This is a genomic window from Cupriavidus sp. HY129, assembly GCF_059492215.1.
Genome location: NZ_CP083254.1, coordinates 2,694,227 through 2,708,216 on the forward strand (window position 1 = coordinate 2,694,227; position 13,990 = coordinate 2,708,216).

Genomic DNA, 13,990 nt, shown 5'->3' on the forward strand with positions numbered 1-13,990 from the left:
CGAACACCTCTGCTGATTGTCAGATGCGAATTTTGTTCATCACCACAGGTCTGAAATTAGGCGGCGCGGAGCAGCAGATTGCCGCGCTGGCACAAGCATTTGTCAATCTCGGCCACAAGATTGCGGTCTTAAGTCTGACAGACGGGTGCGAAGTCAAACTGCCATCGGAAGTGACTGTCATTTCGCTGGGAATGCGCAAATCACCTCTATCGATGCTCCATGCAATCGGCCGCGCCAGACGCTTCATACGCCAATGGTGTCCAGACATCATTCACGCGCACATGATTCATGGCAATCTCTTCGCGCGCGCACTGACAAGCTTCGGTTCGATGCCTCCGCTCGTCTGCTCCGCGCATAGTGCACGCGAGGGCGGCCGACTGCGTGCGCTCGCGTATCGCCTTACGGATCGGTGGTGCGCATTGACAACGCACGTTAGCCAGGCAGGTCGCAACGCCATGGTCCAGGGCGGCGCGATTCGCGCGGATCGCATTACCGTGATGCCCAATGGTATCGACACATCGCGCTTTGCGCCCGAACCCTCGGCGCGCCAACGCGTCCGGCAAAGTCTTGGGCTTGATGCGAGCGAGATCGTCCTGCTTAGTGTCGGCCGGCTGGTGGCCGAGAAAGATCATGCGCTGTTGATCGATGCATTTGCCGAGGTGCTGCGCACCGATCTCCAGATCCGCCTGCTGATCGCTGGGGACGGCCCTTTGCGTAACGAACTGCAGGCGCAGATAGGGCGGCTGCAGCTGGGTCACTCCGTGCAATTGCTCGGATCCCGAGAAGATATTCCGGACCTCCTGCGCTCTGCGGACGTTTTTGTGCTTTCATCAAACATCGAGGGCATGCCGCTGGTGGTCTGCGAGGCCATGGCGACTGGCTTGCCCGTGGTGGCTACTGACGCCGCGGGCGTCAGGGAGATCGCTGGCGATCTGGCGATCATCACTCCGGTCGGCGATCGGATAACACTCGCCCAGGCACTGCAGCGAGCGATCTCGCGATTGCCCACCGCACCCGGCATGCGCGCACGCTATCGCGAACGCATCATTGAAAATTTCGACGTCACCACCATCGCCCGACGTTGGCTGGCACAGTACCGACGATTGATGGAAGGTTGCAGATGCGCCGCGTAGTTGCAAGCAATCTTCTCTGGATGCTCGCTGACCGTGGCATTCAGGTCGGCGTGGGAATCGCTGTAGTCGGCATGCTGGCCCGGGCACTGGGGACCGAAGGCTTTGGGCATTTCCAGTACGCGCAGTCACTGGTTTATATTGCAGCAGCGATACCACTGATTTGCTCAGCAGAAGTGGTTGTGCCGCGACTGGTTGCATCGCAGACGGCCGAAGACAAGCATTCGCTCATCGCGCATGCATTCATGATCAGGTTCGCGGCTGGCGTATGCGGATACGCACTGATCGGCGCCTATCTGTTCCTGACACGGCAGTCCGTCGATACATGGGTGCCTGCCATGATTCTCGGCACCATGATCATGCTGCGCGAGCCATTTGGCGTCGTGACCGCGTGGATGCAGGCTCGGACGCATAACCGGCCGAACGTCGTCTTCAATCTCATTGCACTTGCCGCCAAGGCCGCCATGGTGGGCACGTTGTTTATCCTGGGCATTCGGTCCACTGCCCCCTACGCGAGTGCGTTTGCGCTTGAGGCAGTTATCGCCGCCCTGCTGCTAACTTGGTACTACCTCTCCCGTGCATCGAGGAGCTTCCCGCTCCTTGCGCCCAGGCTGACGCGAGAGCTCGTTCGCGATGGCGCCCTGTTCTGGATCAGCTTCATACTGATGTTTGCGGCACGTCGCGCGGATCAGCTGATCCTGAAGCCACTCGTACATGTGGCTGATCTCGGCGCCTATTCGGCGACGATGCAGATAATGGACAACTTCACCACTGTGGCCGCGATTCTGGCGGCAGGCCTCGCGCCTATGTATGTATATGCACAGACAAGCGCTGCGGCTGCGCGCCGCAACATCCTCTACGTCGCAGGTGCCATGACGGCTGTCGGGCTCTTCGGCGCCGTTGCTCTCGCACTGTCCGCCGAATGGGTGGTCAGGCTGCTGTATGGCTCCGCATTCGGCGCCACCGCCGACCTGTTGCGGCTGGCGGCGCTGGCCTCGACCCTGGTCTTCGCCGACGTCGGCCTGAGCCTGCTGCCGGTCTATTTGCGCAAGCCCCGCTGGATTGCCCTGAAATGGGTATCGGTGCTGCTGACCACGATTATTGTGGACGTCATCGCCATTCCGCACCTGGGAACCACTGGCGCGGTGCTCGGCTACGCCATCGCCAACAGCGTGGCCGTTGCCTTCGGCGTGATTCTCTGGCTTATAGTTGCCAGGCAACCAGGTACCGCTGAGCTCCGCACGAATTCATGAAAGATTCGATTGCCTTCCTGACCGGCACCCTCAATGCGTTAGCCGGCGCCGAGCGCATGACCGCAACAATTGGCAATGCACTTGCCGAACGTGGGCACCGCATCATTATCATCAGCCTATGGGATGCGCGTAGTGCCTTTCCGCTTCATCCAGCGGTCACGCACATTGCACTGTTCGCGCAACGCCCGTCGCTCCGGGCACAGTATCCTGCGACGCTTCGCAAGCTTCGCGCATTATTGCGCAAGCATCACGTTCACACGCTGATCGAAGTCGACACCATGCTGGCCTGGTTCACCCTGCCAGCAACACTGGGGTTAGGCATCCGCCGTATCGGCTGGGAGCACTGCCATTACGACGAAGACCTGGGGCATCGGGCCCGCCGAGTGGCCCGACACCTGACCGCGCGCTTTCACGATGCCGTCATCGTACTGACTGAGTCGGATCGGAAGCGCTGGATTGATGCCGCACGTCCTCGCGGTGACGTACTCGCGCTGCCCAATCCACTGCCATTTCCGCTTCCCGACTCGCCGTCGATTCGCTCTGCCAAGCAGGTGCTGGCGGTAGGCCGGCTGGTCGACGCAAAAGGGTTCGATATTCTGATACGCGCGTGGGCCGAGATTGCACCGCTAGCGCCAGACTGGACGCTGGTCATCGTTGGAGAGGGTGAAGCCCGCCCCATGTTGGAAGCGCTTCGCGAGTCACTTGGCATGACTGGATTCGTCCAATTACCGGGCGCGCGTAGCGATATCCGTGATGCCTATCAGCAAGCGTCGATATTTTGCCTGAGTTCGCGCTACGAGGGATTCGGCCTCGTGCTCATTGAAGCAATGGCGTTTGGCCTGCCCGTGGTGTCGACCGATTGCGAAACAGGTCCTCGGGCCCTGCTGGAAGACGGAAGGAACGCGCTGGTCGTTCCTGTCGACGATGCACAAGCCCTAGCAAAGGCTCTGCTAACGCTCATGCGCGATGAAAAGCTCGCCGCCCAGCTTTCAAGCGGTGCACTGGCATGCGCCATGTCGTTCGAATTGAACGGTATAGTGGACCGATGGGAGGTGTTACTGAATCGAGTTTACAACCTCAGCGAACGCGAAGCGCACTGACCTGGTAGGTGCCACGTGACGAGATCAAATGCCGGGCTTCCGCATTCGCCCGTACACCCGTGTGCGAATCCACGATGCAATCGTCACCAATACTGATACGCGGATAGATTGTTGCCCGGGTCCCAAGGAAGCAGCCCGCGCCAACAACGGCATCGCCGTTGAGCGCAGCATACGGTGAAAGCACTGAATAAGCACCCACGCGCGCGCCGTGGCCAATGCTGCAATGCACGTTGGCCACCGATGCATCGTCCATGATTGCGTCGCGATTGACAATCGTATAGGGGCAGATCAGAACGGCCGATCCAAGCTTCGCGGCTGGCGACACAATGGCTGACCCGTGGACATATGCGGGCGTGGCAACGCCGTTCTCGGCCAGTTTTCCGAGCACGAGCTTGCGGCCCTTCACCGAACCGATGGCGACGACAACGACCTGCCCCGCAGCCGAACGGAAATCGCCGATGCCACCCAGGTGCGGCACGTCGATACCGGCAGGCACTTTTCCACCAGGCGTGTCATCGATGAAACCAGCGATAGGCACGCCACCCTTGGCGGCTTCTTCCTGCAGGTAATCAAACAGTTCCAGTCCAAAACCACCGGCGCCAGCGATTACAACGGAGGAGATCGGCGAGGAGTGAATCAAAGGCATAGCGAAATGCGACAACTGTCGACAGAAAAAGGTTGCCAGGTGTGCCGTCAGGCAACAGTAATCTCGCGCATAAACACGCGAAGCAAATCAAAGCCATCCCATACGGGTGCGAAATCGAGCGCACGACCGAACGGAACAATCCGGTCGATGCCCGCCAGCGGTTCCGCGGCAACAAACTCGCTCAACGCCCGAGTCTCGATTCCAGCATAGGAAAGCGTCTGCACCGTCCGGCTCAACAACGGTCGCATTGCCTCGAGCCTGTCGATTGAAGACTCGAAAAACAAGCCAGCGCCGCAATGCAGTGCATCGTGCAGAGCAGGCTTGTCAAGCCAGACCCGCACCAGATCGTTGCTCGACGTGGCCTGGATGGACACATCGGCCTCGATTGCGAGCGCATCCTCGGCTACGCGCTTGTTCACATAGTCGGCATCCCCAAACCGCTCCTGATTGCCAGCCAGATATTGCTCGAAGCGCGCCCAGAAGTCTGCGGAGGCAGATTTGACAAGTGTCGAGTCTCCAAGCCAAAGCACGAGCCGCGGTGACGAGCACGCCATCTGGTCAAACCAGTAGGCATCGTTGTAAAACGCCTCGATCCACTGGGCCCGCTTGCTTTCCGTTGCCTCGGTCCAGCCTGCTGCACCAATCAGCGCCAGTGAGTACTTGTTCGCAAATGCGACCTCGGTAGCCGTGCCCGGTAGCGGCAGCCTGCGAATCTGCTCCACCGTCGAGTTACCGCCCCAGATCACCCGGACATCGCACACGGAAGAGAAGCGCGTCGTGACACGGTCGTCCGGAGCATAGCGTACCAATAGGGTTCGACGAGCAATCTCACAATGTGCCGGTTCCTGCAATAGCTTGGCAATCGCCCCGATTAGTAGATCGGCTTGCGGCGAAGGCTTCGACGAGAGACGGACAATATTCCGATTCCCCGTCAGCAGCGACAGGAACCACGAGTACACGAAAATGGTGTCGACGTTGGACGGCGCAATGTGAAGCACCGTGCCGCGGGGGACCAGCAACGCACCACCTGCGCGTTGCTCCATCTCGGCACGCAGACGCACAAGGTTCGCACGCCGCATCCAGAAACCCAGAGCGGTAAGCTCGGGAAACGTCCGTGCTTCGGGCATCCGTACCAGCAGGCCCGACAACGCCTCCACGAAATCAAGCGATGCCTGCGCGAAGGCGGACAGCGGCGGCACGTCGGCCAGAGCCTCAGGCTCTGGCGCCCTCGGGATCAACGATTCGTAGTCAGCCATCAGGCACTCACTTTCTGCATTTGCGCGTCGGCCGCATGGGTGTCACTGCATCCGCGCAATTCAGCTTTGGCGACACGTCCGTGCACGCGGAACGTACGTCCGAGACGCCCGCATGGGCAATCATCGACGCCAGTCCACTCGCCGATATCTTCAGTCAGCAGACTATGGCCGGGATAGCTCGTGGGTAGTACCGACAGCACCTGGATCAAGCCTGTCTTGCCTTTCGGCCGCACCTCCCAGGTACGAGCGTCACGAATCAGCACATCGGCAAACACGGGAGCATGCAGCCGCCCATGCTCGCATTCCATGAATACCGAACCGACCTGCTCCACCATGCCATAGAAATTGTGCACGGCACGAATGTTCAGCTTGTCCGCGAGTGCTGCCTTGAATGTGTCGTTATCGACTGCTTCTTCCAGCAGCTTCTTCCATCCGCCACTGTGGATCAGGATAGCGTCGTCGAAACACGGCGCATCCGGCATGTCTTTCAGCGCTTGGTAGAAGTACTTCCAGACCATGAAGGTGAAGCCGAAGATAAAGACACGCTGACCCCGATGCCGCTCAAGAAATGCGCGAATCACCTCGACGTCGGGAGCCATGTCCTCGTCACGCAAGGCGTATGTGTGATCACGCCCAAAATTCGAGAGCCCCAGGATCCCCGCGCCGCGAGCAGAAAACGACTGACGGTTCTTGATTACGCCCGGATGGTCGATGATCAGCATGGGCAGCCGTGCCTTACCAAGGAACTGCTGCAGAATCAGCACCAGCGTCTTGGTTTGTGCCATAGCGGTATCGCGATCCAGGATAATCCGCGAAACGCGCTGCGACGTCGTACCGGACGATGTCAGCACCTTGAACTCGTCATCCTTTGCAACGGAGCTGAGCTCGTATTCCTTGAACAGCCGAACGGGGATGAATGGAATCTCTTCAAGCTCGAACTGCTGCCCCTCCTGGTAGCCATGTGCGCGCAGGATCCGGCCATATGGCTCACAGCGACCTGCATGCTGCCAAGTCAGCGAAGTCAGCGATTCGGCAAGATAGCGAGACTTGTCGCCGTGCGCCATGCCATAAACAGGCCAATTGAAGTACGGGCGTTCGGTTGTCATGTCGTTTGTAGTGTCTTGGACCTCAAGGACAAAGGGTCTTGAGCAATTCAGCGTACTGGACCTTGCCTGATGTCGACAGCGGGAACTTGTCTACTGCATACACCCGGATTGCCGAAAGATGCAGCCGATACTTCGCGCTGATATGCGACCCAAGCGCACCTGTGTCGTTACCTTCACCAAGCCAGGCAACAACCATCAAGTCATCGCGGCCCGTGACGGCGACGTCATAGCCGTCCTCACGCAACTGGGCTTCAACCTCGTCCAGGCCGACACGATTGCCGAACACCTTGATGAAACGCTTGAGGCGACCCACGATGTGGTAATAGCCATCATCATCACGACGTGCTAGGTCACCCGTCAACAGAACACCGCCTTGACCATCCGCATCCGCCAGATCAGCGGCGCAGGCCGCATACCCCATCATGACGTTCGGGCCCCTGTAGCGAAGCTCACCGGTTTCACCAGCCGTGTCGACAGGGCGCCCATCTTCACCAACCAGATCGAAGCAACCCCCGGGGATGGAGATGCCGATCGAGCCAGACTTCTCCAGTGCCCTGTGCGCGGGAACATACGACATACGCGCGGTCGCTTCGGTCTGGCCGTACATGACGAAAAAGCGCTGCTCACGCGAGGCGGCGAGCTCGGCGTACCAACGGATGGTTTCCGGTGCGAGGCGGCCGCCAGCCTGCGTCATGGTGCGCAGCGACGGCAAATTCATGCGTTCGAATCGCAACTGCTTGAGCATCGTATAGATCGTCGGCACGCCAGCAAGGCTAGTGGCCTCATGCTCCCGGAACATATCCCAGAACTTGCGTGCGGTGACTGGTTGCCCCGTCAGCACGATAGTTGCGCCAACGGAGAGGTGGCTGTTGAGCACAGAAAGCCCATACGAGTAATGCATGGGGAGCGTCGTAATGGGTCGCTCGTGTTCGTCGAGCTCAAGGTACTGCGCAATGGAACGCGCATTGGCATCAAGACTCCCCGCCGTAAGCTTGACGAGCTTCGGCGAACCCGTGCTCCCCGACGTCGAGAGCAGGATAGCGACATCAGGATGCACTACGGGCGTAGCATGACCCAGCGTCTTCCATTCACCTGCCCTTCGAACACATGACACGGAAAAATGCGAGTAGAGCCGTTCACGCAGGGCAGCATCCAATTGCCCATCTACCAGCAAGACCGGGAAGTCGTTGCGCAGGGCCCCAAGATAGGCCAGTACGGAGTCGACGCTATTTTCGCATTCCAGCGCGAGCAGCTGGCGTGGTGCGAATGTCGCCTCAGTGAAGAGGCCATCCGCACGGGCAGCCAGTTCTGAGTAGGCCAGACTCTGCCCATCTTCGGCTATAAGTGCGGTGCGATCCCCGAACGACTCTAAGCTCTTTGCGAACATCAGATCAGCATCCCACCATCGACGCCAATGACCTGGCCAGTAACGTATGACGAAAGGTCAGATGCCAGGAACAACGCAACCTTGGCAATTTCTTCAGGTGTACCGACGCGCCCCATGCGTACAGACGCGACTCGTTCAGCGAACTTTTCCGCGCCAATGGAACGCGCCATGTCCGTGTCGATAAAACCCGGCGCGATTGCATTGACACGGATGTTCTGTGGGGCAAGTTCCTTCGCGAGCGATTTGGTGATACCAATCACCGCCGCCTTGCTGCCGGCATACACCGCCTGTCCAACATTGCCATTCGTGCCGATGATCGATGCCAAGTTGATGATGCTGCCACCCTTGTTGCGCGCCATCAGACGACTTGCGTATTGCGAACAATACAGCACACCGTAAGTATTCGGCTCAAACACCCGCTGGATCTGCGCTTCGGTCACCATGCTGATCAACGCATCGTCCAAGACTCCTGCATTGGAAACCAGCACATCAAGTCGCTTGGTCTGCTTGAACAGCGCCTGGAATGCGTCGCGCACGCTGTCCGGGCGCGCAACATCAAGCTGCAGCAAAGTAGTCTGAACACCAGGCACCGCCTCGCCCAAGCGAGCTTGCGCAGCTTCAAGATGCTCGACTGACCGGCCAGACAGCACCACATGGGCTCCCTCATGGGCGAACAGTTCCGCGGTCGCATAACCGATACCGCGGGCGGCCCCCGTCACCAGCGCGATCTTGTCCTTGAGCAGCATGACGTCCTTCAAAAGGTTACGTTGTACTTGGCAAGAATTTCCTTGGCCTTGCCCACGGAGCTCATATCCACGATGTCATCGGTGTCCATCATGATCTCGAAAGCATTCTCGATTTCAGCCACGAGCGCCATGTGTGCAACCGAATCCCACTCGGGGATCGTGTTATAGGTCAGTTCATCAGTGACCTTGTCCAGGCCAATGTTGAGTGATTGCGCAAATACGCTGTAGAGCTTCTCGCTGTTGTTCATGACTTGATTAATTATCGGCTTGACTTTGAAACGCCATCGGCAGCGCCACCCGACGCGCCGGCTCACAACCCCGGCACGCAAGAGGCGCAATGGACTCGCAATTGTAATCTATTCAGTAAGCCTCGAAGTCCGACGCCGCCAACGGCAACAATCCTTACAGCAGGTAACACCCCGTATGGCACCAGCAAATGTTACAGGCCTCGCTGCCGCGTAAATCGCCGACCAATCCGCAACAGTTTCCAGGCGTTGCGTACCATCAGAAAATGCCCGGCACTCATCCCCAGAAAGAGCAGGAACATCCACTGCTCCGGCATGCCGAGCCTCCACGCGGTGACGCCAACCAGACCAAACAGCGCATTTGCCAGCCAGATCACACAAACCACCTGAGTGGGATTGAGCCCCAGACGCACCAGTACGTGATGCAGGTGCGTGCGGTCTGCAGCCAACGGATTGCGCCCCTTGATCATTCGCCTGAGGACAACCGCCAGAAGATCCACAAGAATCAGGCCGAGTACCCACAGCATGACTACGGGCGGCACATGCCCCGACGGGTTGTATGTGGTTTGGGAAAGTTCGACTGCAAACCACACCATGACGTAGCCAAGCAAGAGACTGCCCGCGTCACCGAGGAAAACACGTCTGGCGCCACGCAGCGGATGGTTCACGTTCAACAAGAGAAAGCCGACCAGCGCACCGCAGAAGATCATTGCGATACGCAAAGCCATCATGTTGCCGACGACTCCCGCAAGATATGCCATCCATCCGAGGACGATCACGCTGAGACCGCCGGCCAGTCCATCAAGGCCATCGCTCATATTGAGCGCATTGACCACTGACAAGACCGCGAAGATGGTCAGTGGAATACCCCAGTTAAGCAGCTCGATCTCGCGACGGCCAAACAGGTCGCCCAACGACGACAGGTAGACGTTGCCCCATGACGTCATCAGGATCGCAGCAAAGAACTGGAACGCCAGCTTGGTCAATGGGCGCATGCCACGCAGGTCGTCGACCAATCCGACGATTGCGAGCAGGGTTACCCCGGCGTACAGCGCAACGTACCGGTCAAAGGTTCGCAGATACATCAGTGACCCGACCCAGACAGCGACAAGGACCGCGACGCCGCCGATCAGCGGAACTTCTCCGACATGGCGTTTGCGCCCGCCCGGACTATCGACCAGACCAATCCTGACAGCGTACGGCCTCAGCACCAGCAGCGCGACCAGGCAAATCAACCCGCAGGATGCGGGCACCCAGAAGTAGTCAAACATAACAATGAAGGCTTACGTGGCAGCCTGCCTTGCGCCAGCACGCTGGCGTAGGAAGGCAGAGTAACTACGTGACAGGAACAGGCGCGTCATGCTTTCGACATGCCAAGCCAGGTATTTCCACTTCCTTCGGCTATCGCGCTGCGCGTCATGCAAAACGCAGGCAGCGGTCACCCAGTGCACCGTGAAACCCTCCAGGTGCGTACGCAGGCATATGTCAACGTCCTCGCAATAGAGGTGAAATCGCTCGTCAAATCCCCCAAGCCTCCGGAAAACCTCCACATCGAAAAGCATCAACATGCCGGCTACCCAGTCCACGGTTTTCTCTGCGCCGCCTGGCGCATAATCCGCTTCCCGCTTTCGAAGGATCGCCCGTCGGGCGAGGCGCCACAGCGTCGGAACCTGGCGCGCGCTGTCCTCGAGCCCACCTGTGGAATTCCTCACGCACGGGGCTGCAACACCAGATGCCCTTTGCAAGGCGGCCACAAGGGCGCTGAATGGCTCCACGGGGCCGAGCCGGATGTCAGGATTGATGACGCAGAAGAACGGAGTGTCGCAGTTTGCGAACGCTGCGTTATGGTTCTCACCGAATCCCTTGGGCTCCGGATTAACGATCAGTGCATCGTAAAGTGGCAACGCCGTTGGTTTGAAAGCCCCTACGGATGCTGGCAGGTTCTCGGTCACAATTACACGCAGTGCTATCTCGCCCTCAAGCTCGGCGAGTTGCTGTAACAACGGCAACACGAGATCACCCTGCCCGTGACTGATAACGGATACAGTGATTTGCGCATTCGACGCTAGAGTCGCCGCGTCAGAGCTTGCCTGTACGCCCCGCGATGCCATGCCCAATTCCCTTCATCATCAAACGTGCGCGCAAACCGCGTGGCGGTATGCCGATCACGAAGAACACCATGAACTGCAGCAGCCGATACAGGTGCGCACTCTGCCAGCCTAGTGGCATCGGCACGTCTCGCAACATCGCGATCGTGTTCCGGAAGATGTAATAGTTACGCAACGGCGAATGCACGGGCACTTCGCGCATCCGGCCAAACCAGACGCGAACCACGTGATCCCCCAAAGAATGGTCCAGCAGCGCATCGCAGATACCGAAGATGCGGTACCCCTTGTTCAACGCCCGTAAGCACCACTCCGTATCAACATGATCGATGAAATACGCCTCGTTCATGAGCCCAATGTCGGCGAGAACATCTAGGCGAATAAGGGTCCCCGAGGAGATCAGGAAATCTGCCTCCACCCACCTCTTGCCTTCGGCACATTCCACCCGGCCAACGATGCCGCCGCGAATCTTGACAAACTTTGAGCGAGCATGGGTACGCCGATCAATTGTGACCGGCCCCACGGCCGCAAGCTTGACTCCCTCAAGCCTCAACGCCTTGTCGGCGGACAACAAATTCTCGACCATGCCATCCAATGGCAAGCTGTCATGGTCCATCAATAGCCCATACGAAACGCCGTTGGCTTTCAGGCGCATCAAGCCCTTGTTGTGCGCGGCCGCAATGCCAAGGTTGCCGCCGCACTCGATCAGCGTGACGGGTGCACCGAAGCTCCCCCCACTTATGTCAGGTACAACGCTCGAGCCGTTGTCCACCACCACGATCTGTGCAACTTGCGGACCCAGCGCTTGCAGGAGCCGCATCAGATGCAACACATCCGGGTTGTACGTTACGACAACCGCGCCTACCGAACTGATTGCCGACTCCTCAGCGCCGGCTTCCTCGTGAACCGCCATAGTCACGACTTCCGGTACAGCATGCGTCTCGCGGTTGGAAGAGGATGCCTCAGACATCATGCAAACCGCTTGCGAATCCGCTGCTTCAACTCTCGCAGCAGATCCCTGCCGGACACCGTCTGCAGTGGATTACCCGGTCGGAATGCATCCGCCTCCCCCGTCATCCGATGGAACGAGCGATCATCAATGCCATAGTCGCGCTTGAGCACAGCACAATGCGGCTGGCTGGCCAGCAGATCGAAAATCTTGTCGATGCCAACGATCCGGTACATGTGCCCGAGCCACTGGTTGTAACCGAAGAACATCAGCGCCTTCTCGATATCGGCGTGCTCGGGCGACGTCGTCGGGTCACAAACAAGGCGATCCGCGAATGCTTCCTTCAGCAAGTCAGCAGAGACCCCCTCGAAAAAGCTCCGCGCAATCATGTAATGCTCATTCATCGTGCGGATCGAATTCGCAGGCGTGTGACTGCTGGCATTCTCTCCCGGGAGAATGCGGAATAAAACAAGCTCCTCCTGCGAAATGTGGAGTTGCCAGTGGCGGATGAATCTCACCCACATTTCGAAGTCCGGAAGTTGGCGGTACCGATTGTCGTAAGCGCCTACCTGTCGGTACACCTCGCTGCGAATCAGCATTGACGGGTGGCAAAGGCAGTTACCGTGATCGAAAAACCGCTTCAGCCATTCACCGCGTGACCGGTTCTCCTGATCGAAAATGTGGCCGAACTGCATGGTCGATTTGTCGATCGGCGTACCGTCTCGATCGACATATCTGGCACGACCAAAGACAGCGCCCAACTCAGGATTCTCCTCGAGCATCCCAACCTGAAACGACAGCTTTCCTGGCAGCCAGGCGTCATCCGAGTTGATCAACGCAATGTACTTGCCCCGACAGCGGGAGATGAGGTCATTGGTCACAACGCCCGCACCACGGTTCACCTCGTGGGCAAACAGCTGGAGACGCGGATCTGAAACAGTGCGGATTGCATCCGCGGTTCCATCGCTTGAGCCATCATCACCAATCAGCAACTCCAAGTCACCGAAATCCTGAGACAGGACACTTCGAACTGACTCCACCACGAACGGCGCATGGTTATACGCCGGCATGATGACCGAAACAGTAGGCAACTTCATGCACGCCTTCCAATAAACTTGTACACCACGCGCCAGCAGACTGGCGGCACCAGTTGCTTCAGAATCGTCACGAGCAAAGGGGGAATGAACTGAATCAGCAGACTGGTTCCCCGCCGAGCTATTCGCCGAAGCTGGAAAGCTGGAACGTGCCCCTCTCCGGCGCCGGCGGCACGTAGCCGCGCCGCGAGTGCGTTGAAATCCTCCGCGAACACGCCATCGGTAATGGCATCGTACTGAGGCAGCACTTCTAGCTGCGAGGTCAGCTTCTGGCGATGCGAAAGGAGACTCCAGGTGCCGGCACCATGAATGCGGTAGATCGACATTGGCGTGTTCAGGAAACCAATCAGGCCGAACCTGCCCATTACGATATTGACGGCCCAGTCATAGGCGCGCATGTCGAATAGCTTTGCCGGCAATCGCTTCAGCGAGTCTGCACGGTACATGCAGGTCGAAAAATTTCCGATCAGGTTGTCCGCGATCAGCTGGCGACTGTCCAGATAGCGGAACCCCTCTCCGCGCTCAACGCGTTCCGTGTAGCGAGCTTCCTCTTCCAGATACACGAAATAGTTGCAGCCACAAACCGAACATTCGCGGTGCGCCTCCAGGAATGCCAGTTGCTGAGACAGCTTCTGCGGACTGCACCAGATGTCGTCACCCTCGAGAGTCGCCACGTACTCCGATTCCACGGCCGCGAATCCGCGCTGGTAATTGCGGGTCACGCCCATGTTTGGAGCATCGGCCAGAAACCTGAAGCTTATCCTTGGATCCTTGCCGACATACTCGGCAACAAGCTCGCGCGTATTGTCGGTCGACGCATCGTCGCACACCACAACTTCGAACGGGAAGTCGATGTCCTGCCAAAGCACGCTGTCCAGCGCCTCACGAATGTACCTGGCGTGGTTATATGTAATCAGCAGAACGCTAAGCTTCAATCCGTGCTCCTTTTCAAATCGACGTAGGGCAATATGCC

At 58.5% G+C, this 13,990-nt stretch carries 14 protein-coding genes; 3 read left to right on the forward strand and 11 right to left on the reverse strand.

The annotated features are described in order from the left end of the window. Positions 1-23: 23 nt before the first annotated feature. From K6G35_RS12345 to K6G35_RS12355, 3 genes are read left to right on the forward strand one after another with little or no spacing between them, the layout of a single operon-like run. Positions 24-1,133 carry a glycosyltransferase gene (locus K6G35_RS12345; RefSeq protein WP_040010858.1) on the forward strand — a complete coding sequence of 370 codons (1,110 nt, stop codon included), beginning with the start codon at positions 24-26 and terminating at the stop codon, positions 1,131-1,133. Then, positions 1,121-2,383 (forward strand): oligosaccharide flippase family protein, encoded by a 1,263-nt coding sequence (locus K6G35_RS12350; RefSeq protein ID WP_008642205.1) that lies wholly within the window; start codon positions 1,121-1,123, stop codon positions 2,381-2,383. The genes K6G35_RS12345 and K6G35_RS12350 overlap by 13 nt, the downstream gene beginning before the upstream one ends. Then, positions 2,380-3,483 (forward strand): glycosyltransferase family 4 protein, encoded by a 1,104-nt coding sequence (locus K6G35_RS12355; RefSeq protein ID WP_008642202.1) that lies wholly within the window; start codon positions 2,380-2,382, stop codon positions 3,481-3,483. The genes K6G35_RS12350 and K6G35_RS12355 overlap by 4 nt, the downstream gene beginning before the upstream one ends. Here the strand turns inward: K6G35_RS12355 and K6G35_RS12360 are convergent. The 11 genes from K6G35_RS12360 to K6G35_RS12410 all read right to left on the reverse strand — a co-directional run bounded on the left by K6G35_RS12360 (position 3,461) and on the right by K6G35_RS12410 (position 13,886). Further along, positions 3,461-4,129 carry a PglD-related sugar-binding protein gene (locus K6G35_RS12360; protein WP_008642200.1) on the reverse strand — a complete coding sequence of 223 codons (669 nt, stop codon included), beginning with the start codon at positions 4,127-4,129 and terminating at the stop codon, positions 3,461-3,463. The two genes, K6G35_RS12355 and K6G35_RS12360, sit on opposite strands and share 23 nt — an antisense overlap. A gap of 47 nt (positions 4,130-4,176) precedes the next feature. Further along, complete coding sequence (locus K6G35_RS12365) at positions 4,177-5,385, reverse strand: acyl-CoA reductase (RefSeq protein ID WP_008642198.1); 1,209 nt, start codon at positions 5,383-5,385, stop codon at positions 4,177-4,179. Further along, a complete protein-coding gene (locus K6G35_RS12370; protein WP_008642196.1) occupies positions 5,385-6,491 on the reverse strand; it encodes a LuxE/PaaK family acyltransferase in 1,107 nt (368 codons plus the stop codon). The genes K6G35_RS12365 and K6G35_RS12370 overlap by 1 nt, the downstream gene beginning before the upstream one ends. Before the next feature lie 22 nt (positions 6,492-6,513). After that, complete coding sequence (locus K6G35_RS12375) at positions 6,514-7,878, reverse strand: AMP-binding protein (protein WP_040010857.1); 1,365 nt, start codon at positions 7,876-7,878, stop codon at positions 6,514-6,516. After that, complete coding sequence (locus K6G35_RS12380; RefSeq protein WP_008642189.1) at positions 7,878-8,624, reverse strand: SDR family NAD(P)-dependent oxidoreductase; 747 nt, start codon at positions 8,622-8,624, stop codon at positions 7,878-7,880. The genes K6G35_RS12375 and K6G35_RS12380 overlap by 1 nt, the downstream gene beginning before the upstream one ends. Positions 8,625-8,632: 8 nt before the next feature. Beyond that, positions 8,633-8,872 carry an acyl carrier protein gene (locus K6G35_RS12385; RefSeq protein ID WP_008642187.1) on the reverse strand — a complete coding sequence of 80 codons (240 nt, stop codon included), beginning with the start codon at positions 8,870-8,872 and terminating at the stop codon, positions 8,633-8,635. 191 nt (positions 8,873-9,063) lie between these two features. Next, on the reverse strand, positions 9,064-10,140 hold the full coding sequence (locus K6G35_RS12390; RefSeq protein ID WP_008642185.1) for an MraY family glycosyltransferase: 1,077 nt from the start codon (positions 10,138-10,140) through the stop codon (positions 9,064-9,066). A gap of 12 nt (positions 10,141-10,152) precedes the next feature. Next, on the reverse strand, positions 10,153-10,980 hold the full coding sequence (locus tag K6G35_RS12395) for a glycosyltransferase (protein ID WP_008642183.1): 828 nt from the start codon (positions 10,978-10,980) through the stop codon (positions 10,153-10,155). After that, positions 10,949-11,947, reverse strand: a complete 999-nt coding sequence (locus K6G35_RS12400) for a glycosyltransferase family 2 protein (protein ID WP_008642181.1) — start codon at positions 11,945-11,947, stop codon at positions 10,949-10,951. Before K6G35_RS12400 ends, K6G35_RS12395 begins: the two co-directional genes overlap by 32 nt. Continuing rightward, positions 11,944-13,020 (reverse strand): glycosyltransferase, encoded by a 1,077-nt coding sequence (locus tag K6G35_RS12405; protein ID WP_008642178.1) that lies wholly within the window; start codon positions 13,018-13,020, stop codon positions 11,944-11,946. Before K6G35_RS12405 ends, K6G35_RS12400 begins: the two co-directional genes overlap by 4 nt. Further along, the gene (locus K6G35_RS12410; protein WP_495675781.1) at positions 13,017-13,886 is read right to left on the reverse strand and encodes a glycosyltransferase; all 870 of its coding nucleotides are present in this window, start codon (positions 13,884-13,886) and stop codon (positions 13,017-13,019) included. The genes K6G35_RS12405 and K6G35_RS12410 overlap by 4 nt, the downstream gene beginning before the upstream one ends. Positions 13,887-13,990 lie beyond the last annotated feature (104 nt).